At 66.5% G+C, this 26,529-nt stretch carries 20 protein-coding genes and 3 tRNA genes; 7 read left to right on the top strand and 16 right to left on the bottom strand.

What is annotated here, in order from left to right:
* Positions 1-57 precede the first annotated feature (57 nt).
* From glyS to ACZ5V4_RS02595, 8 genes are all read right to left on the bottom strand, one after another.
* The gene (glyS, locus tag ACZ5V4_RS02560) at positions 58-2,142 is read right to left on the bottom strand and encodes a glycine--tRNA ligase subunit beta (protein WP_464316610.1); all 2,085 of its coding nucleotides are present in this window, start codon (positions 2,140-2,142) and stop codon (positions 58-60) included.
* Between the two features lie 12 nt (positions 2,143-2,154).
* Positions 2,155-3,024, bottom strand: coding sequence for a glycine--tRNA ligase subunit alpha (gene glyQ / locus ACZ5V4_RS02565; RefSeq protein ID WP_464316611.1), 870 nt, complete (start codon positions 3,022-3,024; stop codon positions 2,155-2,157).
* A gap of 25 nt (positions 3,025-3,049) precedes the next feature.
* The gene (gene recO / locus ACZ5V4_RS02570; protein ID WP_464316612.1) at positions 3,050-3,799 is read right to left on the bottom strand and encodes a DNA repair protein RecO; all 750 of its coding nucleotides are present in this window, start codon (positions 3,797-3,799) and stop codon (positions 3,050-3,052) included.
* Between the two features lie 227 nt (positions 3,800-4,026).
* Positions 4,027-5,028, bottom strand: coding sequence for a helix-turn-helix domain-containing protein (locus tag ACZ5V4_RS02575; RefSeq protein WP_464316613.1), 1,002 nt, complete (start codon positions 5,026-5,028; stop codon positions 4,027-4,029).
* Between the two features lie 21 nt (positions 5,029-5,049).
* Positions 5,050-6,006 carry a SurA N-terminal domain-containing protein gene (locus tag ACZ5V4_RS02580; RefSeq protein ID WP_464316614.1) on the bottom strand — a complete coding sequence of 319 codons (957 nt, stop codon included), beginning with the start codon at positions 6,004-6,006 and terminating at the stop codon, positions 5,050-5,052.
* 99 nt (positions 6,007-6,105) lie between these two features.
* Positions 6,106-7,032, bottom strand: a complete 927-nt coding sequence (locus ACZ5V4_RS02585) for a peptidylprolyl isomerase (RefSeq protein WP_464316615.1) — start codon at positions 7,030-7,032, stop codon at positions 6,106-6,108.
* The gene (mfd, locus tag ACZ5V4_RS02590; protein WP_464316616.1) at positions 7,029-10,472 is read right to left on the bottom strand and encodes a transcription-repair coupling factor; all 3,444 of its coding nucleotides are present in this window, start codon (positions 10,470-10,472) and stop codon (positions 7,029-7,031) included. Before mfd ends, ACZ5V4_RS02585 begins: the two co-directional genes overlap by 4 nt.
* Positions 10,473-10,544: 72 nt before the next feature.
* Positions 10,545-11,021, bottom strand: a complete 477-nt coding sequence (locus ACZ5V4_RS02595) for a chemotaxis protein CheW (RefSeq protein WP_464316617.1) — start codon at positions 11,019-11,021, stop codon at positions 10,545-10,547.
* A 238-nt stretch (positions 11,022-11,259) separates the two neighbouring features.
* On the opposite strand from ACZ5V4_RS02595, the gene ACZ5V4_RS02600 reads away from it, so the two are divergent.
* A complete protein-coding gene (locus tag ACZ5V4_RS02600; protein ID WP_464316618.1) occupies positions 11,260-11,481 on the top strand; it encodes a hypothetical protein in 222 nt (73 codons plus the stop codon).
* Positions 11,482-11,610: 129 nt separating this feature from the next.
* Here ACZ5V4_RS02600 and ACZ5V4_RS02605 read toward each other — a convergent pair whose 3' ends face one another.
* The 3 genes from ACZ5V4_RS02605 to ACZ5V4_RS02615 all read right to left on the bottom strand — a co-directional run bounded on the left by ACZ5V4_RS02605 (position 11,611) and on the right by ACZ5V4_RS02615 (position 14,614).
* Entirely contained in the window at positions 11,611-12,204 is a 594-nt protein-coding gene (locus tag ACZ5V4_RS02605) for an O-methyltransferase (protein ID WP_464316619.1), read from the bottom strand.
* A gap of 158 nt (positions 12,205-12,362) precedes the next feature.
* Positions 12,363-13,511 (bottom strand): NADP-dependent isocitrate dehydrogenase, encoded by a 1,149-nt coding sequence (gene icd / locus ACZ5V4_RS02610; protein WP_464316620.1) that lies wholly within the window; start codon positions 13,509-13,511, stop codon positions 12,363-12,365.
* Positions 13,512-13,588: 77 nt separating this feature from the next.
* Positions 13,589-14,614 carry an acyltransferase gene (locus tag ACZ5V4_RS02615; protein ID WP_464316621.1) on the bottom strand — a complete coding sequence of 342 codons (1,026 nt, stop codon included), beginning with the start codon at positions 14,612-14,614 and terminating at the stop codon, positions 13,589-13,591.
* 398 nt (positions 14,615-15,012) lie between these two features.
* Between ACZ5V4_RS02615 and ACZ5V4_RS02620 the strand changes: the two genes are divergently transcribed.
* Entirely contained in the window at positions 15,013-16,422 is a 1,410-nt protein-coding gene (locus ACZ5V4_RS02620) for an MBOAT family O-acyltransferase (RefSeq protein ID WP_464316622.1), read from the top strand.
* Positions 16,397-17,449: a hypothetical protein gene (locus ACZ5V4_RS02625; RefSeq protein WP_464316623.1), complete on the top strand. Its 1,053-nt coding sequence runs from the start codon at positions 16,397-16,399 to the stop codon at positions 17,447-17,449. Before ACZ5V4_RS02620 ends, ACZ5V4_RS02625 begins: the two co-directional genes overlap by 26 nt.
* 116 nt (positions 17,450-17,565) lie before the next feature.
* Here ACZ5V4_RS02625 and ACZ5V4_RS02630 read toward each other — a convergent pair.
* The 5 genes from ACZ5V4_RS02630 to ACZ5V4_RS02650 form a co-directional block, all read right to left on the bottom strand.
* Positions 17,566-17,642, bottom strand: a tRNA-Asp gene (locus ACZ5V4_RS02630).
* A gap of 166 nt (positions 17,643-17,808) precedes the next feature.
* On the bottom strand, positions 17,809-18,414 hold the full coding sequence (locus tag ACZ5V4_RS02635) for a DUF2238 domain-containing protein (protein WP_464316624.1): 606 nt from the start codon (positions 18,412-18,414) through the stop codon (positions 17,809-17,811).
* A 115-nt stretch (positions 18,415-18,529) separates the two neighbouring features.
* Positions 18,530-18,606: transfer RNA gene (locus ACZ5V4_RS02640), tRNA-Asp, on the bottom strand.
* Positions 18,607-18,613: 7 nt separating this feature from the next.
* A tRNA-Val gene (locus ACZ5V4_RS02645) sits at positions 18,614-18,689 on the bottom strand.
* Between the two features lie 67 nt (positions 18,690-18,756).
* Positions 18,757-19,188: a hypothetical protein gene (locus ACZ5V4_RS02650; protein WP_464316625.1), complete on the bottom strand. Its 432-nt coding sequence runs from the start codon at positions 19,186-19,188 to the stop codon at positions 18,757-18,759.
* Between the two features lie 181 nt (positions 19,189-19,369).
* Between ACZ5V4_RS02650 and ACZ5V4_RS02655 the strand changes: the two genes are divergently transcribed.
* The 4 genes from ACZ5V4_RS02655 (at position 19,370) to ACZ5V4_RS02670 (ending at position 26,527) form a co-directional block, all read left to right on the top strand.
* A complete protein-coding gene (locus ACZ5V4_RS02655) occupies positions 19,370-20,278 on the top strand; it encodes an esterase/lipase family protein (RefSeq protein ID WP_464316626.1) in 909 nt (302 codons plus the stop codon).
* A gap of 91 nt (positions 20,279-20,369) precedes the next feature.
* Positions 20,370-23,372: a hybrid sensor histidine kinase/response regulator gene (locus ACZ5V4_RS02660; RefSeq protein ID WP_464316627.1), complete on the top strand. Its 3,003-nt coding sequence runs from the start codon at positions 20,370-20,372 to the stop codon at positions 23,370-23,372.
* 1 nt (position 23,373) lies between these two features.
* A complete protein-coding gene (locus ACZ5V4_RS02665) occupies positions 23,374-24,780 on the top strand; it encodes a sigma-54-dependent transcriptional regulator (protein WP_464316628.1) in 1,407 nt (468 codons plus the stop codon).
* 364 nt (positions 24,781-25,144) lie between these two features.
* Positions 25,145-26,527, top strand: a complete 1,383-nt coding sequence (locus tag ACZ5V4_RS02670; RefSeq protein ID WP_464316629.1) for an FAD-binding oxidoreductase — start codon at positions 25,145-25,147, stop codon at positions 26,525-26,527.
* Positions 26,528-26,529: the final 2 nt, after the last annotated feature.

A 26,529-nucleotide genomic window follows, 5' to 3' on the forward strand; every position in this document is an offset into this window, starting at 1 on the left:
CGCGACGACGCGTTTTGTCAAGCGCCTTTCCGCATGCAATCGAATAAGCCGCGCTCCTCACACCTGGAGGGCGGCGAAATCGGCCAGCCTGCCGAGCCTGTCCACCAGGGACTTGAGCAGGTTGAGCCGCGTGAGCTTCAGGTCCTTGTCGTCGCACATGACCATGACGTTGTCGAAGAAGGCGTCCACGCTGGGGCGCAGCTCCCCGAGCAGCCCGAACAGGGCGTCGAAGTCGTCCTTGGCCCAGAGCTCCTCGAAGCGCGCGGCGTTGGCCTCCAGGGCGTCGGCCAGGGCCGCCTCGGCGGGCTCCTTGAGGCTCGCGCGATCGAAGGAGCCGGTGAGCTCCATCTCGGCGGCCTGCTTGCGGATGATGTTGGCCGCGCGCTTGAAGGCCAGCACAGCCTGGTCGAACCCTTCGCCCTCGCTGAAGCGCGTGAGCGCGCCCATGCGCGCGTCCAGGGCCCAGACGTCGGCGAAGCCCGCGCCAAGGGCGGCGTCGGCCACCTGCGGGCGCACTCCCCGGCCCTGGTGCCAGGCCTTCAGGCGCGAACCGAAGAATTCCAGCAGCCTGGCCTTGGCCTCGGCGGGGTCGAGCTTCCAGGCCACGCCCTCGTATCCGGCGAAGGCGGCGTCCACCAGCCATCCCAGGTCGATGCGCAGCTTGTGCTCCACAACGATGCGGCAGATGCCCAGGGCCTGGCGGCGCAGGGCGTAGGGGTCGGCCGCGCCGGTGGGGATCATGTCCAGGCCGAAGCATCCGGCCAGGGTGTCGATCTTGTCGGCCACGGCCAGGAGCGCGCCGCCGAGGCTGCCCGGCACGGGGCTGTCGGGTCCCAGGGGCATGTACTGCTCGGCCACGGCCCGGGCCACGAGCTCGCTTTCGCCCTTGCGCCGGGCGTAGACGCCGCCCATGACGCCCTGGAGCTCGGCGAACTCGCCCACCATCTCGGAAACCAGGTCGGCCTTGCCGAGCCTGCCCGCCTGGCAGAGCTCCAGGGTGATCTCGGGCTTCACCAGCCCCGCGAGCTTGCCGCAGAGCGCCTCGACCCTGCGGGTCTTCGCGCCCATGGACCCAAGGGGGGCCAGGAAGGTCACGGAGTCGAGCTTGGCCAGCCACTTGTCGAAGCTCGAGGCCAGATCCGTCTCCCAGAAGAAGCGGGCGTCCTCCAGGCGGGCCTTGAGCACGCGCTCCCAGCCCTTGCGCACCAGGGCCACGTCCGTGGGCTCAAGGCCCGCGGTGGTCAAGAAGTGCGGCAGCAGCGCGCCCTTCTCGTCCTCCACGCCGAAGCTCTTCTGGTGGCTCTCCATGCTAGTGAGCAGCACCTCGCGCGGGAGCTCCAGGTAGCGCTTGTCGAAGCTGCCAAGGATCACCAGCGGGTGTTCCACCAGCCCGCAGACCTCGTCCAGCAGGCGCTCCACTATGACGGGCCTGCCCCCGGCCGAGGCCGCGGCCTTCTCGCACTGGGTGACGATCAGTTCGCGGCGCGCGGCCGGGTCGAGCACCACCTTGGCCTTGTCCGCGAGCGTCGGGAAATAGTCCTCGACCCTGGAGAGCTCCCACGGCCCCGCGCCCATGACCCGGTGGCCCCAGGTGGAGCGCCCGGAGCGCACGGTGGCTGCCTCGAAGGAGACGACCTCGGAGTCCAGCAGGGCCACGATCCAGCGGATGGGGCGGCCGAAGGAGTAGTCCAGGCTGCCCCAGCGCATCTTCTTGGGGAAATTGAGCGCCTTGAGCGCCCCCGCGCAGACGCCGGGAAGAAGCTCCGAGGCGCTCACGCCGCCGGTGGTCTTGCGCACGGCGAGGTACTGGCCCTTGGGGGTGTCCACGGTGAACACCTGGGACATCTCCGCGCCCTGGCCCTTGGCGAAGCCCAGGGCGGCCGCCGTGGGATTGCCCGAGGCGTCGTAGGCGGCGCGCACGGGCGGGCCGGTGACGACCTCCTCCTCGCGGCGCTGCTCCCCGTCCAGGCCTTCCACCAGCACGGCCAGGCGGCGCGGCGTGGCCCAGCTTTGGACCTGGGAGAAGCCCAGCTTGTTTTGCTCCAGAAGCCCGCTCAAGGCTTGGCGCAGCTCCCCGGTCAGGGAGGCCAGGAAGCGCGAGGGCATCTCCTCGAAGCCGATTTCCAACAAGAATGCAGGCATGGATGAAGTCCTTTAGCTTTTCAGGAGGGGATAACCCATGTCCCGGCGCTGGGCGGCGTAGAGACGGGCCAGGGAGGAGGCCAGGGCGCGCACGCGGGCGATGTAGCCGGTGCGCTCGGTGATGGAGATGGCCCCCCTCGCCTGGAGCATGTTGAACGTGTGCGAGCAGCGCAGGCAGTAGTCGTAGGCGGGCCAGGGCAGGCCCTGCTCGCAGAGGCGCCTGCACTCGGCCTCGCAGGAGTTGAAGAACGACAGGAGCATGTCCGCGTCGGCAAGCTCGAAGTTGTACTTCGAATGCTCCACCTCGCCCTGGTGGTGCACCTGGCCGTAGGTCACCTCGCCGTTCCAGGAGAGGTCGTAGACCGATTCCTTCTCCTGAAGGTACATGGAGATGCGCTCGAGCCCGTAGGTTATCTCCACGGACACGGGGGAAAGCTCGATGCCGCCCACCTGCTGGAAGTAGGTGAACTGCGTCACCTCCATGCCGTTCAACCAGACCTCCCAGCCGAGCCCGGACGCGCCCAGGGTGGGCGACTCCCAGTCGTCCTCCACGAAGCGGATGTCGTGGGCCTCGGGGGGCACGCCAAGCGCGCGCAGGCTCTCCAGGTAGAGGTCCTGCACGTTGTCCGGCGAGGGCTTCAGGATCACCTGGAACTGGTAGTAGTGCTGGAGGCGGTTGGGATTCTCGCCGTAGCGGCCGTCGGTGGGGCGGCGGGAAGGCTCGACGTAGGCCACGCGCCAGGGCTCGGGGCCGATGACCCTGAAGAACGTGGAGGGGTTGAAGGTCCCCGCTCCGACTTCGAGGTCGTAGGGCTGGACGATCAGACAGCCTTGCTTGGCCCAGTAGCTCTGCAAGGTGAGGATGACGTCTTGAAAGTGCATGAGAACTCCTCTGGAGTAAAAGGCGTCAGATGCGCCTAAACGAGCCATGCTCCCAGGTCAAGCCCAGGTGGTATTCCACGAACATGTCAAGGGCCCGGCCGCACTCCATGCGGGCCTGGCCCGAAACGCGCGCCTGCGCCCAGCCCTCCGGGCCGCCCAGGCAGATGAGACCGAGGGTTTTGAGCGCCTCGCTCCCCAGAAGCACGCTCGCGCCCTTCCCCCACTGGCGGCAGGCCCCGCAGTGAAGCTTGCCCTGCTCCACGAGAAACTGCGCCGAGGGCTGCGAGGCCAGGTCCGCGCCGCAGCGCGCGCACCTCTCGAGCTCGGGCCTGAAGCCCTGGTCGAAGGCCATCCTGGCCCGGAAGAACATGGGCAGGAGCCCGGAGGGGCGCTGGGCCTCCTCCAGGGCGGCAAGCGTCCGGGTCAGCAGGGCGAAGGCCCCGTCGCCGCCGGACGGCCCCAGGTGCGCGGCCTCCAGGAACTTCAGGCAGTTGACCGCCATGCCCAGGCGCTCGCCGTCGGCGCGCACCGTGGGGTGCGACGCCAAAAGCGAGCCCTCCAGCAGGTAGGTGTAGCCCTTGGCCGTGTCGGTGCGCACCTTGAAGCTGACGATGTTGAGCGGGTCCAGGCAGCCCAGGAATCGCCGCCTGCTCACGGAGCCCCCGAAGGCGAAGGCCGTGAAGATACCCTTGCGCGCCGAGAACAGGCGCACCCAGGCGTCCACCTCCTTGAAGCGGCCCACCTTGAGCACCAACGCCTTCTCAACGCTTTCCACGAAGCCTCCGGCGGGCCTGGCCGCCCGCGAAACCCGGCCTCGCGGCCAAGGACGGGCCGGACGGCGGGCAGGCGCGCACCAGCCCGACCCCGGGCACGGTCAGCGTCCGGGGGGGGCCGAAAAAAGCCCCGTCGTGCGGGGCGTGGTCGTCGTGGGAGCGGGGAGCGGGACTGTGGGCCATGGCCTGCCGCCGGCGCCGCGCCGTCGCGCGCGGCGCGCGAAACCGGTTAGGGGAAGGTGATGCTCTTGCCTTCGGCCTTGCCGCCCTCCAGGGGGTAGTCCTTGCCGTTCAGCCTTACGGCCACGGCGGGAGCCTGGAGGAAGCGGACGGAGATCTTGTCGTTGAAGCGAAGCGACAGGCGCTGTCCCTTGACCAGGGTGAAGGCGCGCGTCTGGCCATCCTCGGTGGAGACCTCCACCGAGGCGGGTTGGTTGGCGTTCACTTCCACCACCTGCTTGCCCGAGGCGGCGAACTGGGCCTCGGAGGCCAGCTTGGCCGCCGTGATGGCGGGCTCCTGCGCGAGCTGCGGGGCGGCGGGCGCGGGGTGCTGGCCGCCGGGGCCGGGGGTGGTGGCCAGAAGGTCGCGCTGCACGGGCGCGCCCTGGTCGGCCGGAGCCGGGACGGGCTCGTGCCTGGCTTCCGGCTTGGCCTCGGGCTTGGGGGCCGCGGGGGCCTGCGGCGACTGGGCCGGGGCCTTGGAGGGCGCCGCCGGCTTGGCCGCCTCGGGCGCGGGCTGGCCGCCCGATTCGAACAGGGATTTGACCGAGCCGATCACGCCGTCGAAGGAGAAGTCCTTGGCGTAGCTGGAAAAGAAGAAGAACCAGGCCAAGCCCGCGAACACGAGCAAAAGCGGCACCCCGTAGAGGAGCGACGGCTTGAACGCATGGCCCGGGGAGGACGTCTTGGCGAAGGAGGGCCTGCGCTCCTTGATGGCCGGGCCGCTTTCGCGCCCCTCGTAGCGGGGCATGTCCCGCAGGTGGTCGTCGTCCACGGCGTAGTGGTTGGAGAGCACCGCGCCCATCTCCTCCGGGTCGAGGCCCAGCAGACGCGCGTAATTCTTGACGAATCCCTTGGCGTAGACAGGATGCGGCAGTTCGTCCGTCTGGCCTTCCTCAAGAGCGATCAGGTACTTCCTGCTGATCTTGATGTCGGCGGCGGCCTTTTCCAGGCTGATTCCCTGGCGTTCGCGCTCCTGGCGCAAGAGAGCGCCCATTTCCTCGAGGGTCATCATACGTCCTTATGCAAGAGCTCAGAGGTTGACCTTTATGACCGACTTGGCACGCAGCTTGGCCATGTACTCGGCGAACTGCTTCTCGAGCTTCTCGCGGTAGATCTTCTCGTAGATTTCGTTGCGCACGCTCTCCATGGCGGGGGCGCCGGAGGGCGCGGACGCGGGGGAATCCTTGGTGGCGCTCAGGCTCAGGAGCACGGGCTTGCCGTCGAGCGTGGCCACCTCGCTCACCCCGCCGGGCTGGACCCCGTTCAGGGCCTGGCGCAGTTCGGGGGCCAGGTCCTTGGGTTCGACCTTGCCCAGGTCGCCGCCCTGCTCGGCGCCGGGGCCCACGGAGAACTTGCGGGCCGCATCCGCGAAGGAGATCTGCCCGGAGGCGATCTTCTGGCGCAGGGCCTTGGCCTCCTCGGGCTTGTCGAGCATGATCAGCGCCACGCGCTGCCCCGACTCGGAGCGCAGGCCGGACTTGTGCTCGTCGTAGTACTTCTTGATCTCCTCCTCGCTGACCACGACCTTGCGCTGCACCATGTAGCCCAGGATCTGCTTCTTGAGGATGTCCTTCCTGATGGCGTCGGCGAACTGCTTGCGGGACATGCCCTCGAGCCTGAGCTGCTGGACGAACTGGGCTTCGGAGAGGCCGCCCTTTTCCCGAATCTCGCGGATGCGCGACTCTATCTCGGCGTCCGAGATGTTCACCTTCAGCCTGGCGGCCTCCTGCTTGAGCATGATGTCTTCCATCAGGGTGGCCAGGATGCGCGTCTGCAGCTCCTTGAGCGCGGGGTCGGAGGGATTGAAGGGGCGTTTTTCTATCTGGGTGACGTAAGCTTTCACCTTCTCGTTCAATTCGAACAGGGTGATGACCTCCCCGTTCACCTGGGCCACAATCTTGTCCACCACCTGCGCGTGCGCGGTGGAGACGGAAACGGCGGCCACGAAGACGAAAACGGCAGCGAGCAAGCGGAAAAAGACGGACAATGGAATCCTCCATGGAGGCAGAGTGGCGGACGCATCGCCGGATTCGGCGGCGAGGCCCTTGTAGTAGCTTTTTTCGCCGGATGCAACGAAGGCCCGGCCTCAGAACATCCCTTTTTCGGGCACGAGCCCGGGGCTCAGTTCGATCACCGACGTGTTCACGGCCTGGTTCAGCCAGGCTGTGAACTCCCGCTCGAGCTTGGCCTCCATGAGCCGCTTCTCCACCAGCGGGTAGGCCTGGACCAGCCCGTCGGCCCTGGCCGGGATGCGCTCGAGCAGGATGAAGGCCTGGAAACCCAGGCCGCCCTTGCCCACCGGCCCGGCCTCGCCTGGCTTCAGGCGGCCCAGTGCGTCCCGCCAGGGGCCGGGGAGGGCCTCCTCGGGCGAGGCCTGCTCGCGCACGCTCACGTCGTCGAACACCGAGAGCACGTCCACGGGCGAGGCGGCCTTCTTCGCCTCGGCCAGCGCCCGTTGCAAGGCCTCGACGCTCTTGGACTCCACCCGCAGGTAGCGCACCCCGGCGGGCTGGGAGAATTCCTTGGCGTGGTCGCGGAAGTAGCCCTGGACCTCCTCCGGGGCGATGGACACGCGCGGCCTGAGCACCCTGGCGATGAACTTGTCCATGGCCGTGCGCACGCGCAGGCGCTCGCGCCACACGCCCGGGTCCACGCCCTCCTCGGAGAGCATGTGCTCGAAGCTCTCGCCCGGGTAGCCCGCGCGCGCCGCGTTCTCGGCGTTCTTGAGCTCGGCCTCGGTGACCTCGAGGCCGCGCCTGGAAAGCTCCTGCACCACCAATTCCTCGACCACCAGCCCGGCCAGGGCCTGGCCGTACTCGGCCTGGAGCGCCCCCAGCACGTCCCGCCCGCCGGAGCCCTGGCGGGCCGGGGAGCTCAGGCCGTGGGCGAACTCCAGGAGCGCGGTGGAGATGGGCCTGCCGTTGACCTTGGCGGCCACGCCGCGCTCCGGCGGAGCGCCCTTGCAGGCGGCCAGCGCGGCCGCGAGGATCAGCACTGCGGCGAGGCGTTTCATGACGACAGCTTGGCCAGCTCCCCGGCGGCCCGGCCCAGGCTCTCGCGCAGGGGCGCGCCCTGGTCCAGGCGCAGTTCCAGCTTGGCCGGGGGGAAGAGTTTCGCCACGCCGGCCCTGGAGGCCATCCAGGCGATGAGGCTTTCCGGGGTCACGGCCTGCGCGCCCTCCTCCCAGGTGAGCACCACCTTGGAGGCGTGCACGTCGGCCCGGCGCACGCCGAGGCGCGTGAGCACGCGCTTGAGGCCCAGGACGGCGGCGAAGTTCTCCACCTCCTCGGGCGCATGCCCGAAGCGGTCCTTGAGGTCGGCCACCGCCTCGGCCAGCTCGGCCTCGTCCCGGGCCAGGGTCAGGCTCTTGTAGAGGCGCAGGCGCTCCTTGGAGTCGGGCACGTAGGTCTCGGGGATGCGCGCGGGCACGCTCAGGTTGAGTTCGGTCTCCACCTCGCGGCTGGGCGGCTCGCCCTTCACGCGGCGCACCTCGTCGTCAAGCATCTCCAGGAAGAGGTCCAGGCCGATCTTGGCGATGTGGCCGGACTGGGCCTCGCCCAGGATGTTGCCCGCGCCGCGCAGGCGCAGGTCCTCCATGGCGATCTGGAAGCCCGCGCCCAGGTAGTCCATGTCCAGGATCACCTGGAGGCGCTTGCGGGCGAGCTCCGGCACGTGGTCCACCGAGGGCACCACGAAATAGGCGTAGGCCTGGCGCTCGGAGCGCCCCACCCTGCCGCGCAGCTGGTAGAGTTGGCCCAGGCCGAACATCTGGGCGTTGTCCACGATGAGGGTGTTGGCGCGGGGGAAGTCGAGGCCCGACTCGATGATGGCCGTGCAGACCAGCACGTCGATCTCGCCGTGCCAGAACTTGTGCATGGACTCCTCGAGCTCCTTCTCGGCCATCTGGCCGTGGGCCATGCCGATGCGCGCGCCAGGCGCCAGCTTGCGCACGAAATCAGCCACTTGGGCCAGGCTCTGCACGCGGTTGTGCACCCAGAACACCTGCCCCTGGCGCTCGAGCTCCCGGGCCACGATGTTGGCGAGCATGCGCTCGTCGCGCCCGACGAGGGCCGTCTCCACGGCCTTGCGGTCCGCAGGGGGGGTCTCCATCACCGAGAGCCCCCGGATGCCCGAGAGCGAGAGCTGGAGCGTGCGCGGGATGGGCGTGGCCGTGAGCGTGAGCGCGTCCACGTTCATCTTCAGGGTCTTGAGCTTTTCCTTGTGCTTGACCCCGAAGCGCTGCTCCTCGTCCAGGATGATGAGCCCGAGCCTGGGGAAGCTCACGTCCTTGGACAGGAGCCTGTGGGTGCCTATCATGATGTCCAGCTCGCCCTTGGCCGCGGCCTCGGTGACCATCTTGGCCCGCTTGGGGGGCACGAAGCGCGAGAGCATGCCCACGTTCACGGGGAAGCCCTCGAGCCGCCTCATGAAATTCTGGTAGTGCTGCTCGGCCAGCACCGTGGTGGGGCACAGAAGCGCCACCTGCTTGCCGTCCAGCACCGCGCGGAAGGCCGCGCGCATGGCCACTTCGGTCTTGCCGAAGCCCACGTCGCCGCAGACCAGGCGGTCCATGGGCTCGGGGCGCTCCATGTCGGCGAGCACCTCGGAGATGGCCCGCTCCTGGTCCGGGGTCTCCTCGAAGCCGAAGGTGGCCTCGAACTCCCAGAAGAGCTCGCCCACCGGGCCGTAGGCGTAGCCCTTGGCCACGCGGCGGTAGGCGTACATCTCCACGAGCTCCTGGGCGATCCTCTCGATGGCCTTGCGGGCCTTCTCGCGGCTGGCCTTCCAGCGCGCCCCGCCCAGGCGGTCCAGCGACGGGTCCGTGCCCTCGGGGCCCTTGTAGCGCTGCACCAGGCTCAAGCGGTCCACGGGCAGGTAGAGCTTGTCGCCGCCGTCGAAGAGAAGCAGCAGGTAGTCGTTGGCGGCCTGGTCCACCGAGAGCCTGTTCAATCCCTCGAAGCGGGCCAGGCCGTAGTCGCGGTGCACCAGGAGGTCGCCGGGGCTCAGGTCGTCGTAGCCGGAGAGGCCCTTGAAGCCCTTCTCGGGCCTGGGCCTGGCGGCCTTGCCCGCGCCCGGTTGGATCACGTCCTCGGGCAGGATCAGGCTGTTGTTCCAGGCGAGCTCCATGCCCCGGCGAAGCGGCGAGACCAGGGCGTAGAGCCCGGGCTTGCCCGGCGCGGGCTCGGTGCTCAGGGCCACGCCCTCGTGCTCGGCCAGCTTGACGAACTTCCTGCGCGACTGCTGCGAATGGAAGGACAGGAGCACCTGTCTGCGCTCCTCCTCCCACTGCTTGAGCGCGGCCACCAGGGTGCTCCAGGGCCTGCGGGCCTCGTCGGGCCGCCAGAAGAGGTCCTGGAAGTTGTCTATCTTGCGCTCGGGCAGGTCCGTGCCGTGCTTCTCTTGGCCGATGACCAGGTCCTCGAAGACCAGCTGCGGCTTGTCGCGCCAGGCGCGCCGGGCCTGGCCCTCGGGCCAGACGATCTGGTGGCGCGGCCAGGGGAAGCCCTGGGCCGAGGCCTGTTTCTCGAGCTCCGTGACCCAGCCGAACTCCTGCTCCTCGAGCCTGGGGCGCAGGCTGGAGGACTGGGCCAGCACGAAGGCGCAATCGGGCGGGAACCAGCTCTCAAGCGTCACGGGGGCGTCGTAGTAGAGCCCGGGCCAGATGTTGCCCTCGCCCTTGACGAGCATCTCCTCGAGCCTGGCCTGGGCCGCGCGGTTCAGTTCACCGGTCTGGGCGAGCTTGGCCCAGAGCGCCCTGGCCCTGGAGAGGAAGGGCTCGGTGAGGATGGCCGGGGACACGGGCAGGATGCGCGCCTCGCGCACTTCGGCCAGCGAGCGCTGGGAGTTCGCGTCGAAGGAGCGGATGCTCTCCAGGGTGTCGCCGAAGAACTCCAGGCGCACGGGGTGGTCGCGCCCCGGGGGGAAGAGGTCCAAGAGGTCGCCGCGCAGGGCCATGTCCCCGGGCGCGGAGACCATGCCCACCCGCCGGTAGCCCCAGGCCGAGGCCTGCTCCACGATCATGTCCGGGGAGAGGTCGTCGCCGGGCTTGAGCTCCAGGCTGTTGTGCTCCAGCGCGGCCATGGGCGGCCATTTGGGCAGGAGGTTGTCCACCGTCAGGCAGAGCACGGCCCCCTTGCGCGCCCTGGCGCAGGCGTCCAGGAAGGCCCAGCGCCTGGCCCAGAGGGCCTGGCTGGGCTGGCCCGGCACGTAGGAGGGCAGCGCGGCCCAGGGCGCGAGCCCGGTCTCGGGGTCCTCGCCGGGAAAGAAAAGTTGGAGGAGCGCCGTGAGCTGGGCCATGTCGGCCGCGCCCGGCGCGAGCACCACGACGGTGCGGCCCTTGGCCGAGAGGTCGCGGCAAAGGGTTGCGAGGCTGCCCGGTCCGCTCTTGTAGAAGCTGACGGTCTGGGCGGAGCCTTGGAGGAATTCGTGAAGTGGATTGAATGGACGGGCCATGGGCCTGAAGCCGAAAAGCCGCCGGGTCCGTGCGGGCCCGGCGGCGCGGATGTTGTCGGGAGCCTGCCCCGGCTAGACGCCGGTCAGGGTCTGGGCCTCTTCGTGGGAGAGCAGGCGGTCGAGGTCGAGCAGGATGAGCAGCCGGTCCTCCAGCTTGCCCACGCCGCTGATGTACTCGGACTCGAGCCCGGAGACCACCGGCGGCGGCGGCTCCACCGTGCTCGAGGGAATCCTGAGCACCTCGGACACGGAGTCCACCACGAAGCCCACGATCATGTTGTTTATCTCGATCACGATGATGCGCGTATGCTTGTCGTGGCCCCTGGACGAGAGCCCGAAGCGCCTGCGCAGGTCGATGATGGGGATGACCTTGCCGCGCAGGTTGATGACGCCCTCGACGAACTCGGGCGCGCGCGGCACTTTGGTGATCTCCATCATCCGGATGATCTCCTGCACCTTGAGGATGTCCACGCCGAACTCTTCTTCGCCGATGCTGAAAGTCACCAGCTGCATGAGTTCCGCGTCTTGCTTCTTCTGTGCCTCGTCCATCCTGGAAACCTCCCGGGAAACTCGGATGTTCACTGCCAATCCCATCTGGCGAGGGCCTGGAGATCCGGAGGATAAACGCATTTTCCGGCACTGGCAACATGGTTGTTCCGCGCCGGGCCAATGCCGGGCGCGTCCGGCGCTGGCCGGCGGACGGGGACGGCCTTGGGGCGCTTGCAAAAAATCCGTTGTCGTTTAAGGATGAAGCGCCGGGGATATCCGGCGGAGGCATCGCCAAGCTATGGGACAGTATTTTCCTGAAAACGACCAATACCCACTTGAAGACCAGGTGAAGACCCTGGCCGACGACGAATTGCTCGACTTCTGGGAAGAGGCGCAGTTCCTGGAGCGGTCCATGGCCGAACAGGCCGTCCCCTCCCCCGCCAGCCAACTCGAATACGAGCGCATCATCCTCCAGGAGCTGATGCTGCGTTCCTGCATGCGCGGGGCCGGGCCGCGCTGACGCGCCTTCGCCGCGCGTGACGTTTCGAGCCGGCCCCTCGGGCCGGCTTTTTCGTTCCGGGCCCCGTTCTCGACGGAGGCGGCCCGGCGGCCGCCCCCCCCGGATGAAGACGATCCCTTCCCGCCCGCCTCAGCCCGGCTTGCGGCAGACCAACACCCCGGAGCCTATGAGCGTCACGACGCTGTCCACCCTCGCGTCGTGCGGGATCCTGGCCATGAACGATTCTATCTGGTGCCTGTGGCTGATGACGTTGTCCGCGCAGATGAGCCCTCCCGGGACCATGCGCTCCAGCAGGAGCTCGTAGCAGGGTTCCAGGATGGCCCGCTCCGCGTCCAGGAAGGCGAAGGCCACGCGCTCGCGCCGTGAGAGCTCCTCCAGGGCGTCCGCCTCCACCAGGTCCACCAGATGCTCGATGCCCGCCTGGCGCAGGGTCTCGCGGGCCATGGCCGCCTTTGCGGCCGAGAGCTCGAAGGTCGTGAGTACCCGCCCTTTGGCCTTGCAGGCCAGCGACAGCCACATGGCCGAATACCCCGCGCCCGAGCCCACCTCGACCCAGGCCCCGTCCGGGGCCGAGGCCGCCAGGATGGCCAGGAAGCGTCCGGTGTCCGGCGGAATCTGGCGCAGCCGGTCGGCGTGGGCCGTGCCGTCGGTGCGGTCTGCCGCGTCGCGGGCCTCGAGCTCGCGCATGCGCAGGGTCATGCCTGGGGGGATGTCGTGGAACATGGCGTGTCCTTGACGGCGGGCCATGCGTCAGGGAGGCCGCCGCCCGCGTTGGCGGCTTTCCCGGGGCGTGGGGCTCCACTACACCCGGGGGATGGAAATGAAAAGGCCGGGAGGGCGAAAGCCTTCCCGGCCGGTGGTCCGGATGCGGGTGCGCTGTCCTAGAAGTTGCGCTGAAGCAGTTCGCCGAACTCGGTGCAGCCCACGGTCTTGCTGCCGGGGATCTGGCTGGCCAGGTCCACGGTGACGGTCTTGTCGCTGATGACCTTGTCCATGGCGTCGTGGATGAGCTTGGCGGCCTCGAACCAGCCGAGGTGCTCGCAGAGCATGGCCCCGCAGAGCACCAGGCTGCCCGGGTTGGCCTTGTCCAGGCCCGCGATGGTGGGGGCGGTGCCGTGGGTGGCCTCGAAGAAGGCCAGCTTCTCGCTCATGTTCACGCCCGGGGCCAGGCCCAGCCCGCCGACCTGAGCGGCCAGGGCGTCGGAGATGTAGTCGCCGTTCAGGTTCGTGGTGGCGATCACCGAGTACTCCTGGGGGCGGATGAGCACTTCCTGGAACATGGCGTCGGCGATGCGGTCCTTGAGGATCACGGGCCTGGTCATGCCTTCCTTGGCCTGCTGCTCGGTCATCACGGTGTCCGCGAACTCCTCGGCGGCCAGTTCGTAGCCCCAGGCGCGGAAAGCGCCCTCGGTGAACTTCATGATGTTGCCCTTGTGCACCAGGGTCACGTTGGGCTTGCCCTGGGCCACGGCGTGCTCGATGGCCATGCGCGCCAGGCGCTTGGAGCCCTTGGGGGTCATGGGCTTGATGCCGATGCCGGCGGTCTCGTCCACGTTCTTGCCCATGGAGGCCAAAAACTCGATGAGGCGCTTGGCCTCGGGGGTGCCGGAGGCCCACTCGATGCCCGCGTAGACGTCCTCGGTGTTCTCGCGGAACACGATCATGTCCACGAGGTCCGGGCGCTTCACCGGGGATTCGATGCCCTTGAAGTATTTGATGGGCCGGATGCAGGCGTAGAGGTCCAGCGTCTGGCGCATGGTCACGTTGAGGGAGCGGATGCCGCCGCCCACGGGGGTGCCCAGGGGGCCCTTCATGGCCAGCTCGGCCTTGGAGAGGGCGTCCAGGGTCTCCTGGGGCAGGTAGTTGCCGGTCTCCTTGAAGGCCTTCTCGCCCGCCAGCAGCTCCTTCCACTCGAGCTTGCGGGAATCGCCGTAGGCCTTGGCCACTGCGGCGTCGATGACGGGCCTGGCGGCGGCGAAGACCTCGGGCCCGATGCCGTCGCCGATGATGTAATGGACGGTTTTGTTCATTGCGCGCTCCTGTCGGGTCATGTGAAAGAAGGCGCATACGTTTGCCCGAGCCGCGCTGTCAACTGCCGCGAGCCACCTCAACAGAGTCTGCGGAAGAACTCCAGGCGCCTGAGCGCCGCGACGGACGCCCAGGACGCCGCGAACACCGTGATCGCCGAGAGCGGGATGTACAGCAAGGCATTGCCGTAATACCCGGGCAGGTAGCGGCGCTCGAAGTACAGGAAGAACGGGTGGATCAGGTAGATGCCGAAGCTCGCGTCCGCCACCGAGGCCACCAGGCGGTTCTCCCTGAACGCGTGCGCGTTGTTCCTGAACAGGCAGAAGATCGCCGCCGTGAGCGCGAACACCGCGAGCCCCGTGTTGAAAAGGACGTACTGGTCGTCGAAGAGGCCGAAGCGCGAGGCCATCACGTGGTTCGCAACGCTTCCCGCCGCGACGATGGCTGCGGCGGTCCCCGCGAGCAGGCCTCCCGGCAGCGCGATCCCCCCTCGCCTGTCCAGCACGTGCCCGGCCACGTAATAGCCCAGGTACCACACGAAAGCGCCGTACCACGCCACGCGCACCCCCTTGAGGGCGGCCAGGAGTTCCGTCCCCTGCCCCAGGAGCATGAAGCCCGCGAACACCGCGAACAGCGCGGCCAGCTCGACGCGTCCGGGCTTTCTGCCCATGAGGTAGCCGTTCACGAAGGGGTGCGCGAGCATGAGCCCGATGAACATGGGCAGGTACCACAGATGGTAGTAGGCCTGGCCGCCGAGGAGCAGGTCGTGCTTGAACCTGGACAGGACGCCCGGGAAGCCCTCGCCCGCGGCGAAGCTCGAGAAGAGCAGGTAGAACGCGCTCCAGAACGCCAGCGGCGGGATCAGGCGCGCGGCGCGCCTGCGGTAGAACGAGGGGGCGTCGGTGTCGCGGCCCAGGAGCAGCGCCCCCGAGATCATCACGTACATGGGCACCGCGAAGCGCACGCTCGAGTTGACGATGTCCGCCAGCCACCAGTCAGCGGCGGAAAGGGAGGGAAACCTGGCGTAGAACGGGGCGGTGACGTGGATGACCACCACGGCCAGCGCGGACAAGGCCCGCAGGTAATCGATCCAGAGCTTTTTCATGCGCGCGGTGGGTTCCTTGATGGAGGCTTCGCCCTCCGTGGCGATGCCGGATACGCAAGCACTGGGCGGGAGGGATCAGGGAGGATTACACGCGCGGCGGCCTGGGTTCAAGAAGGGTTTCCCGAAATGATCCGGGGAGTTGGGGCGCAAAGACCCGCGAAGCGCGTGCCCGAGGCGGAGAGCGTTTACATCCGCGAAAACCGAGGGCAAGCCGTTGCTGCTTTAGCAAAAAAACAGTCCAAAACCAGTCCGAGCCCCTTTGGAACGACTCTGGAGCGGACACGAATATTACAAAACGACAAGGGAGGGAAACTGGCAAGCGACTTTTCCAGATGCCTGTGATTGCTCGAAGGCTCCTGGCATCATAGATAGCCGTTAAAAAAACACGGCAGACTCAAATGACATTCAATTCCTATACATTCGTCTTGTTTTTCTGCGTCATTCTCTTGCTGTACTATTCCACGATATCATGGAAGGCCAAAAAGGCGATCCTCACGGCGGCGAGCTATCTGTTTTATGCGGCCTGGAATCCGCCGTTCGTGCTGCTCCTGATGCTCTCCACGGTCATCGACTGGTATTCCGCCAAGCTGATCTACATGGCAGGAGACAAAAAACGCAAACACTTCTGGATGGTTATCAGCGTATTTGTCAACATCGGTCTTCTCGCGTTCTTCAAGTACGGAAATTTCATCCTCGAGAACACCATCGCTCTCCTGCAATTGTTGCACATCGAGTTCCAGCCGCTCAAGCTCGACATAATCCTTCCAGTGGGAATATCGTTCTACACATTCCAGACGCTCTCCTACACTCTCGACGTCTACCTCAAGAGGGACAAGCCCTGGGACAACTTCCTCGATTACGCGCTCTACGTCACCTTTTTCCCCCAGCTCGTGGCCGGCCCGATAGTGCGCAGCAATCAGTTCCTTTACCAATGCGCGGACGAGAAGAGGTTCGACCCCAGGACGTTTTGTTGGGGAGCCGTGCTGCTGATCATCGGGATATTCATGAAGAGCATCCTGGCGGATGCCGTTTTCGCGCCGCTTGTCGAGAAGGTCTACACCGCGCGGGCGCACATGACGACCATCACCGCCTGGGCAGGAACGATAGCCTTTGCCGGGCAGATCTTCTACGACTTCTCAGGCTATTCGATCAGCGCCATCGGGTGCTCGCTGATGCTCGGCTTCCACCTCCCCGACAACTTCCGCCACCCATACGGAGCCACGGGCTTCTCGGACTTCTGGCGAAGATGGCACATGAGCCTTTCCACATGGTTTCGCGACTACGTCTACATCCCCATGGGGGGCAACAGGGGAAACGCCGCCATCGTGAGCAGGAACCTGCTCGGGACGATGCTGATCGCCGGGCTCTGGCACGGGGCGTCATGGACGTTCGTCGCCTGGGGCGGGCTTCATGGCGCGTACCTGACTGCGGAACATGCATTCAAGAGCTTCACGCCGCAAAAGAAGGTCTTCGACTTCCCGAAGGCCATGCTCACCTTCGCCCTCGTGTGCGTCGCGTGGGTCTTTTTCAGGGCAGCCACCTTCGGGCAAGCGTTCGACATCATCCACTCCATGCTCACATGGCAGAACGACCCCTCGCTTTATCGCGCGTACTTCAGTGACTACGCCATCCCCATGGCCGCCGCATCATTGATGGTCCTCTACCACTACCTGATGCGCAAAACGTCCATCGAGGAACTGGCCGAAAGGCTGCCGAAGCCCATCCTGGCGCTCATCCTGTCTGTCGTCATCATCACAATCATCGCCACACCCGGAGAAGACCGTGCCTTCATCTACTTCCAATTCTAGCATCGTCGACAGGAAAATACCGACTGTCGCGTGGAAAGGCACGTTCGCGGCCACAACGCTCATCGTCGTCGCATTCTTCGCGTTCGCGGAATTCGCCATGCGCGGCGCAGGGTTCATTCCGTCCATCATCGATGACCCTGCCATGTGGTCGCTTTCAAGGGAAAAGATCTACGACAGCAACTCCATCGTGCTCGTCGGCGCGTCCAGGATACTCATCGGGTTCGACAAGTCCGGCTTCACGGGCACCGGCAACGACTCCAACATCGTCTACCTGGCCGTCCCATCCCTGACCAACTCATTTTCGACACTGAGGGACATCGCCGACGACGAAAAGTTCACTGGAACAGCAATCGTCTCGATACACAAGAGTTCGTTCTCGAAATCCACCCTGTCCGAGCAGGAGAAGTACACGAGCTACTATCACAACGAATGGTCGCTCAACAAAAAACTGAACAGGATTTTTGCCACATACTTCCAAGAGAACCTCGTGTCGGTGCAATCGCACCTGAATTTGCCCAGGATCGCTCACAAATCCGTAGGAAACTACACGAGCTCGATTTTGGCGCCTCCGTTCGCCACGACGAAGAATGACCGGTCTATCCGCGCGGACTACAACATGGACACCGAGGTCATCGGCAGAATCCATTCGCAGCATTACCACGAAACCCTCAGCACGATTGAACAGGACGAGGAAGACAAGGACGGGATACTCTCGACGATCGACATGTACAATGCATGCGCGAACAAGATCAGGGCACGCGGAGGAGACGTCATCTTCCTGAGGATGCCTTCCGGTGATTGCGGGGAGCTCGAGAACAACTCCAAGCATGGACGATGGGTGTTCTCGACCCTCGCGTCCCGCCTGGACCACACGTTCATCGACGCCTATCAATGGCCGACGCTTGCCGCGTTCCCGTCGCTCGACTGCTCGCACCTCGACTTCAGGGACTCGAAGAGATTCACCGAGCAACTGTCCTCGGTCTTGGTTTTCCTCAAGAACGCCTACGCGAAGCAGGCCAAGCAATAACCCTGTGCCAGGCGCTTCGCGCCCGGTTCGCCCCGGATTGCGCGCCGGACAAAACAAAGCCGGCCCGAGCTGTTCGCTCAGGCCGGCTTTCAAGGGCTTGTGCCCTGGTGTTTCAGTGGCGCGAGAGACGGGACTTGAACCCGCGACCTCCGACGTGACAGGCCGGCGTTCTAACCAACTGAACTACTCCCGCGCTTTGCCCCGACGGGTTCCGGACCGGCTTTCGCCGCCCCCTCGTCCGTCGCGGGAAGCGGTAACTATCCCGGCACGCGTCCGGCGTCAAGCGTTCTTTTCACAAAAATTCCGGCCACGCCCGGAGCAGGCGCCCTTCGAAGGTTTCCGGGCCTTCCGCGCCCCGCTCATCCCTTCCGCACGAGCCCGGCCGCCCTCCTATCCCGCGCGGCGAAGACAACCAGCGCGAACACAGCGCCCAGGGTGTCGGCCAGCATATCCTTCTGGGCGTCCCAGGGGTCGCCCTGGCTGCCCAGGAACTCCACCCCGGCCTCGCCGCCCTCCAACACCGCGTACCACCACTCGACGATCTCGTAGGCGCAGGCCAGGGCCATCACCGACGCCAGGCTGAAGGCCAGCACCACGGCAGGGTGCGCCAGGCGCTTTCGCTGGAGGTACTCCGCGAGGCCGAAGGCGTAGAACCCCACGGAGAAGTGCGCGATGCGGTCGTAATGGTTGCGCTCGAACCCGAAGAGGTCCGTCACCCAACCGAAGGGGACGTTGGCGAAGGTGTAGTGCCCGCCCACGGTGTGCATGAAGAGCCAGGCGGCCATGAAGGTGTAGGCCAGGTTGGAGAAGCGGAAGCGGCGGTACGTGGCCGCCAGGAAGGCGAACACGGCCATCACCGGGATGTTCTCGGCCCACCAGACCTCGCGCGAGGCGGGGGCTACGGCCAGGATCGACCAGAAGGCGGCGAAGACGAGGGCCAGCAGGAGGGGGTAGCGCGCATGCATATGCGCGAGGCGTACACCATCCGGACGGGAAAGCCCATAGTTGGGGGAGGATGCGCGCGAGGGGCGCGAAAAGAAAAACCGGCCAGGGCGTTTGCCCTGACCGGTTACTTTCTAGTGGCGCGAGAGACGGGACTTGAACCCGCGACCTCCGACGTGACAGGCCGGCGTTCTAACCAACTGAACTACTCCCGCGCATTCGTGGTAGGCGGAACAGGGCTCGAACCTGTGACCCCCGGCTTGTAAGGCCGGTGCTCTTCCAACTGAGCTACCCGCCCGCCTCACGAGAAGGAGGCTTTTATACGAACCCCGCCCCCAGGTCAACCCCGTTTCGCCTGCTAAATCTCACAGCCTCCCCCGGGACGGGCGCGCGTCCGTGCCCATCCAGACCCACCACGCGGCCACCACGCCCCAGACCGCGTTGGCCAGGAACACGAAAGCCGGGGTCCACGCCCCGAGGTCCATCCCGAACATGCCCTTGTCCAGCACCCGGGGGAACACGACAAGAAGCTGCACCGCCGTGGGCCCGAGGCTCATGAAGAGCCCCCGGGCGAGCACGGAGCGCGAGAAAAACGGTAGGACGAACGCGAGCCCCCAGATCCCGCCCCAGACCAGGCGCTGGTAGAGCCACGGTGGCGTCCACGCAGGCGCGATGGCCACGCCCATGAGCGCGCTCAGCCCGAACGCGCCGCTTCCCCAGACGAAGGCCGCGTTGGCCAGCCCTCCGGCCACTCCTGCGGCGAAAAAGATGCTCAAGCTCCTGAACACCAATGCCATGGGGACGCTCCTTGCGGGATGTAGTTACTACACACTACGTTGTTATCGTTCCCTTTTCCCGAATTGACGTCAAGCGCGAATGCATTTTGTAACATTCGACCCCGTATTGCCACAGAAAACCCCATGCTGTAAGGTCCGCGCGCTTGCGCCCGGAAGACCGGGCCGTTTCGGAGGACCGTTCATGGCGTTCGTTCTGCTTGCCACCCTGCTCGGGGCCGGGGCTTTCGTCTCCGGGCTCACGTACATATTGTTCTGGTACGAGGCCGCCAACACCCCGCACCCGTCCCACCGGGCCACCTGCGAGGGCACGCCCGGGCTCGCCCGTTGCGTCGCGCTGGGGTTTCTTTCCAGCGTCTCCAGCCAGCTCATGGTCTACCTGACCTACCCCTTCGGATTCGCCAAGAGGCTCTGGAAGCCCTCGCCCTCCCCCAGCTGCTCGCGCCCGCCGGTGCTCCTGGTGCACGGGCTCTACCACAACGCCTCGGCCTGGCACCTCTACAAGTGGTGGCTCAGGCGGCGCGGCTACGAGAAGGTCTTCGCCTGGAGCTACAACACGGTAAAAAACGACTTCTGGCAGCTGGCGGACCAGCTCAAGGAAGTGGTGCGCGAGGCCGCCGGGCTGTGCGGAGGCGAGCCCGTGATCCTGGTGGGCCACAGCCTGGGCGGGCTTCTGACCCGGGCGGCCATCGCGGACCCGCAGACCGCCAAGCTCGTGCGCGCGGCCGTGATCCTGGGCGCGCCCAACAAGGGCAGCAAGCTCTCGGCCCTGGCCCTGGGCAGGCTGGGGCGCAGCCTGAAGTACGGCGGCCCGCTGGCCCGGAGGCTGAACGCCATGCCCGCGCCCAGGGATCTGCCCAAGCTCAACGTCTACTCGCCCCTGGACAACATGGTCCTGCCCACGTCGTCGCTGGAGATCGGCCAGGACGGCTGGATGGAGGAGCAGACCGCGCCCATCAGCCACGTGAGCATGCTCTACCACATCCCCACCATCCGCATGGTCCTGGATTTCCTGGACGAAGCCGCCCCGGCATGCGAAGGCCGCGCGGCCGGGGAGGACGCGCGCCCCGGGTTCGGCCCCGCGAAGGCTTGATCGCCGGGGCCGCTTGGTCTACTGCTTGCACGTCCGGGGGGCCCAGGCCCCTTTCGGGCGAAGCTCCACCTTTCCCACCGGGACCAGCCCAATGAAGACCCTTGCCGCGTTCCTCCTGGTCCTGCTCGGCGCGACGCTTGCGTTCGGGCAGGCAGAGATGATCAACAAGAAGAAGATCCTCTACATTAACTCCTACCACAACGGCTACGCCTGGTCCGACCAGATACTCCAGGGCATCCGCGCGGGGCTGGACAAGTCCACCGTGCCCTATGACATGCAGATCGAGTACATGGACTCCAAGCGGTTCGACAAGCCGCACATGAACGAGACGCTGGTCAAATACTATCTGGAAAAGTACCGCGACACGTCCTTCGACGTGATCCTCGTCTCGGACGACTACGCCTTCCAGTTCCTGCTGGCCCACAAGGAAGAACTCTTCCCGGACATCCCGGCCATCTTCTGCGGCGTCAACGACTTCGACCCCGCCAGGATACGGGGCAAGGGGATCACGGGGGTGGTCGAATACCCGGACTTCGAGACCAATTTCAAGATCGCCCACGAACTGACCCCCGACGTCACCCGGGTGATCGTCGCCGGAGACTACTCCCTGACCAGCCAGGCCATCCGCAAGCAGGTGATGCGCGCGGCCGCCAAGTACCGCACCACCTTCGCCTTCGAGTTCTGGGACGTGCGCACCCTGCCGGAGCTCCTGGAGAAGACCGACACCCTCTCCACCGGGGACATGATCTTCCTCATCCCCATCTACGTGGGCACGGAAAAGCAGGTCTACTCGGTGGAGGAGGTCTGCGACATCCTTTCCAAGCGCTCGTCCGTGCCCATCTACAGCGCGTGGCAGTTCATGCTCGGCCACGGCATCGTGGGCGGCAAGCTGCACTCGGGCCAAGGCGAGGGCGAGACCGCCGCCAAGATGGCGCTCCAGGTGCTGGAGGGCCACGCCCCGGAAGGCATCCGCGTGGTGGACAAGTTCGAGGACCCCTACCTCTTCGACTACAACGTGCTGAAGCGCTTCGCCATCCCCGAGAGCAAGCTGCCCCTGGGCGCGACGCTGATCAACGAGCCCCTGACCTTCTACACCATCAACAAGCAGATCGTGTGGATAAGCCTCTCGGGCTTCTTTTTGCTTGTGTTCGTGCTGGTGCTCCTGGCCACGTCCATCATCCAGAAGCGTTCGGTGGAGATGCAGATCAAGAACCAGCTTTCGTTCTTGCGCATCCTCATGGACACCATCCCGCTGCCGCTCTCCTACAAGGGCCTGGACGGGCGCTACCTGGGCTGCAACCTGGCCTTCGAGAAATGGTTCGGCGTGGTGCGCGAGGAGCTCCTGGACAACCCCCGCCACCCCCTGGCCAGGCGCTTCGACTCCGCCGAGCGCCACCTGCTGACCAAGCCCGGGGTGCTCAGCTACGAGACCGACATGCTGGACGCCGCCGGAAACACCCACGGCGTCATCGTCAGCAAGGCCACCTACAAGGACGCGCGCGGCGTGGCTGCGGGCGTGGTGGAGGCCATCCAGGACATCACCCTGCGCCGCGAGGCCGAACGCGCCCTGCGCCGCTCCCAGGCCATGCTCCAGACCGTGCTGAACAACATCCCCCAGCTGGTCTACTGGAAGGGCAAGGACCTCAACTTCCTGGGCGTGAACCGCTCCTTCCTGGACTTCTTCGGCCTGGAGAACCCCGAGCAGATCGTGGGCCATTCCGCCGTGGTGATCATGCCCGAGGACGCCGCGGAATCCGCCGAGGAGGTCAACCGCAGGGTGCTCGCCTCGGGGCACTCCATCCACCGCAGGGAGTGGACGCTCACCCTGCCCGGGCGCGAGCCCGTGAGCCTGGAGATGACCATCGTGCCCCTGCACGACGACGCGGGCGAGGTGGTGGGCGTGCTGGGCACGGCCGAGGACGTCACGGCCAAGATATCGCTCGAGCGCCAGCTGCTCCAGTCGCAGAAGATGGAGGCCATCGGCGCCCTGGCCGGGGGCATCGCGCACGACTTCAACAACATCCTGACCTCCATAATCAACTCCACCGAGCTCGCCCTCATGGACCTGCCCGAGGACTCCGATACCGCCCTGGACCTGGAGCGCACCCTCAAGGCCGCCAGGCGCGGGTCGCGCCTGGTGCAGCAGATCCTCTCCTTCAGCCGCCCCTCCCAGGAGGGCTACGCCCCAACGGACATGGCCGAGGTGGTGCACGAGGCCCTGGGCATCTTCGCGGCCACCCTGCCGCGAAACATCACGCTGAGCGAGCGCATCGACGTGCACCCGGCCATCGCCTTCGCCAACCCCACGCAGATCCACCAGATCGTGATGAACCTCTGCGCCAACTCCTTCCAGGCCATGCGCGAGACCGGGGGGCACATCGCCATCGAGCTCACCGAGACGGACCTGGACGACATCCAGGCCGAGATGATCAACGTGCGCCCCGGGCGCTACCTGCGCCTGGCCGTGTCCGACGACGGCCCCGGCATCCCCCAGGACATCATGGACCGCATCTTCGACCCCTTCTTCACCACCAAGGCCAAGGGCGAGGGCACGGGCCTGGGGCTGGCCGTGGTGCACGGCATCGTCAAGACGCACAGGGGCGGGCTCAAGGTCACGAGCCAGGGCGGGATGCGCACGAGCTTCGAGATATACCTGCCCAAGCAGGCCGACTTCGACGAGACGAGCGCCCTGGCCCTGCCGCCGGCGGGCCCCGTGCGCCACGGCGACGAGCGCGTGCTCTTCGTGGAGGACGACGAAGACCAGCTCAAGGTGGTGCCCCGGGTGCTCGGCCTCATGGGCTACCGGGTCACGGCCACGGGGGACGGCTTCCAGGCCCTGGACCACGTGCGCACCTCCCACGGGGCCGTGGACGTGGTGGTGACCGATTTCGACATGCCGGGCATCTCCGGCGTGGAGCTGGCCGAGCGGCTGCGCGAGGTCGCGCCCTCGCTGCCCGTGATCCTGGTGTCGGGGCGGCGCGGTTCCTTGACGGCGGCCGAGCGCGCGGGCAACATAAAGTCCGTGATCCTCAAACCCTACAACGGCGACGACCTGGCCAGGGCCATCGGCCAGGTGCTGGACGGCAAGCGATAACATGTCCACCATTCTCGTGATCGACGACGACCAGGAAATCCGCGACACCTTCCAAAGCCTGTCCAGGCGCATGCGCTTCAACTTCCTCGGCGCGGGCACCCTCTCCGAGGGCATGTCCATGGTCCGGGGCCACGAAGTGGACGTGGTGCTCCTGGACATCAGGCTGCCCGACGGCAACGGCCTGGACGCCCTCCCGGACATCAGGCGCGGCGACAACCCGCCCGAGGTGATCATCCTGACCGGCCTGGGCGACCCCGACGGCGCGGAGATGGCCATCGCGGGCGGCGCGTGGGACTATCTGGTCAAGCCCGCGCCCATCAAGCAGACCATGCTCTCGCTGACGCGCGCGCTCAAGTACCACAAGGAGAAGGCCCAGGGCGTGGCCACCGTGGCCCTGCGCCGCGACGCCGTGATCGGCGCGAGCCCGCGCATGGAGGCCTGCCTGGACCTGGTGGCCCAGGCCTCGCGCCTGACCGGCCCGGTGCTCATCACCGGCGAGACGGGCACGGGCAAGGAGCTCATGGCCAGGACCATCCACGTCAACTCCACGCGCTCCTCCGGCGACTTCGTGGCCGTGGACTGCGCCTCGCTCACGGAGACGCTCCTGGAGAGCACGCTCTTCGGCCACCGCAAAGGCTCCTTCACCGGCGCGGACCAGGACCGCCCGGGCCTGGTCAAGCTGGCCGACGGCGGCACGCTGTTTCTCGACGAGGTTGGCGAGATGCCCATGAGCATCCAGAAGGCCTTTCTGCGCGTGCTCCAGGAGAAGCGCTTCAGGCCCGTGGGCGCCACCGTGGAGGTGGAGAGCGACTTCCGCCTGATCGCGGCCACGAACCGCGACCTGGAGGCCATGGCCGCGCGCGGCGAGTTCCGCCAGGACCTGCTCTTCAGGCTCAAGACCTTCGTGATCTCGCTTCCGCCCCTGCGCGAGCGCAGGCAGGACATCAAGCCCCTGACGCTCGCGCACCTGGACCTGCTCTGCCAGCGCTACGGCCTGCCCACCAAGGGCGTGGGCGCGGACTTCATGGAGATGCTCACCCACTACTCCTGGCCCGGCAACGTGCGCGAGCTCTTCGGCGTGCTGGAGCGCGCCCTGGCCGCCGCGGGCATGGAGCCCACGCTCTACGCCAAGCACCTGCCGCCCGAGGTGCGCCTGCACATGGTCAAGGCCAACATCGAGCGCGGCAGGCGCGACGACGCTCCCGCGCAGGCAGCCCCGGCCCGGCCCAGCGGGGCCTGCGGGGGGATGCTCACCTCGCTCAAGTCCTTCAAGGAAGCCAAGGAGCGCGAGTACCTGGAGGCCCTGCTCTTCCAGTCCGGCAAGGACCTCCAGTGCATGCTGGACACCTCCGGGCTCTCGCGCTCGCACCTCTACGCGCTTCTCAAGAAGCACAACATGACCCTCTAAGCCCGTTCACGGCCGTCCCGGGCGCCCCGGCGAAGCCTTGCCGTGCGGGCCTCCGCGCCCTTTTCCGGGTCGTCCGTTTTTCCGGAATATCACCCTTCATCCGGAAAAACGGACGGCCCGGCCCTGCCTCGAGTCCGCTACGAAAATGTCACCAAAACCCCGGGATTACTGGATCGGATGGGCATATCCGGCATTCTGGATTCCCGGGGGAGCCTTTGCCCCAGGAAACGGTAACACACCAAAATAACACGCATTATACCTACAACATGACTTGGCACGATTGTTGTTAAAGGGCCGTTGACAGAAATCCTCCTTGACCGGGGAGGAAGCCGTACAACCTCAAAACGACCGGGAGAACAACAGAATGGTCAGCCAGTCGCTCAAACAGGCCTTCGCCACCGTGGTCGGCAACGACAACGTCATGGATGCCGAGGCCGACAAGCATTCCTATTCGTACGACGCCGCCGTGCTCGATCCCGTCCTGCCCTCCCTGGTGGTTCGCCCCACCCAGATGGAGATGGTCGGCAAGATCGTGAAGCTGTGCAACGACAACGGCCTGCCCCTGACCGTTCGCGGCGCGGGCTCCAACCTCTCCGGCGGAACCATTCCCTCCAAGGGCGGCGTCGTGCTCCTGACCAACGCTCTGGACAAAATTCTGGAGATCAACGAGGAGGACATGTACGCGGTGGTCCAGACCGGCGCCATCACGGCCAAGTTCGCCGCCGCCGTCACCGCCAAGGGCCTGTTCTACCCCCCCGACCCGGGCTCCCAGGCCGTCTCCACCCTGGGCGGCAACGTCGCCGAGAACGCCGGCGGCCTGCGCGGCCTGAAGTACGGCGTGACCAAGGACTACGTCATGGGAGTCAACTTCTTCGACTCCGAGGGCAACTACTGCAAGTCCGGCTCCAAGACCGTCAAGTGCGTCACCGGCCTGAACATCCCGCAGCTGATGGTCGGCTCCGAGGGCACCCTGGCCGTGATGAGCGAGTTCATCCTGAAGCTCGTGCCCCCGCCGCAGGCCGCCAAGTCCATGATGGCCGTGTTCCCCGACATCATGACCGCCTCGCGCACCGTCTCCGCCATCATCGCCGCCAAGGTCGTGCCCTGCACCCTTGAATTCATGGACAACTTCACCATCGGCGCCGTCGAGGGCTACGCCAAGGTCGGCCTGCCCACCGACGCCGGTTCGCTGCTGCTCATCGAGGTGGACGGCCACCCCGCCCAGGTCGCCGAGGAGGCCGAGAAGGTCGAGGCCATCTGCAAGCAGAACGGCTGCACCCGCATCCAGGTGGCCAAGGACGCCGTGGAGCGCAACAAGGTCTGGGAAGCGCGCCGCGCCGCCCTGTCCTCGCTCGCCCGCCTGCGCCCCACCACCGTGCTCGAGGACGCCACCGTGCCGCGCTCCAAGATCCCGGCCATGATGGAAGCCCTGGACAAGATCGCCAAGGAATACAAGCTGACCATCGGCACCTTCGGCCACGCGGGCGACGGCAACCTGCACCCGACCATCCTCTGCGACCGCCGCGACAAGGAAGAGTTCCACCGCGTCGAGAAGGGCGTGGACGCCATCTTCGAGGCCGCCCTGGGCCTGGACGGCACGCTCTCCGGCGAGCACGGCATCGGCCTGGCCAAGTCGCGCTGGATGGAGAAGGAGACCAACAAGGCCAGCGTGCTCTTCTCCAAGCGCATCAAGAAGGCCTGCGACCCCAAGAACGTCCTGAACCCTGGCAAGATCCTGGGGGAGTAAGA

This window comes from Fundidesulfovibrio sp. YSD1 (genome assembly GCF_055397115.1).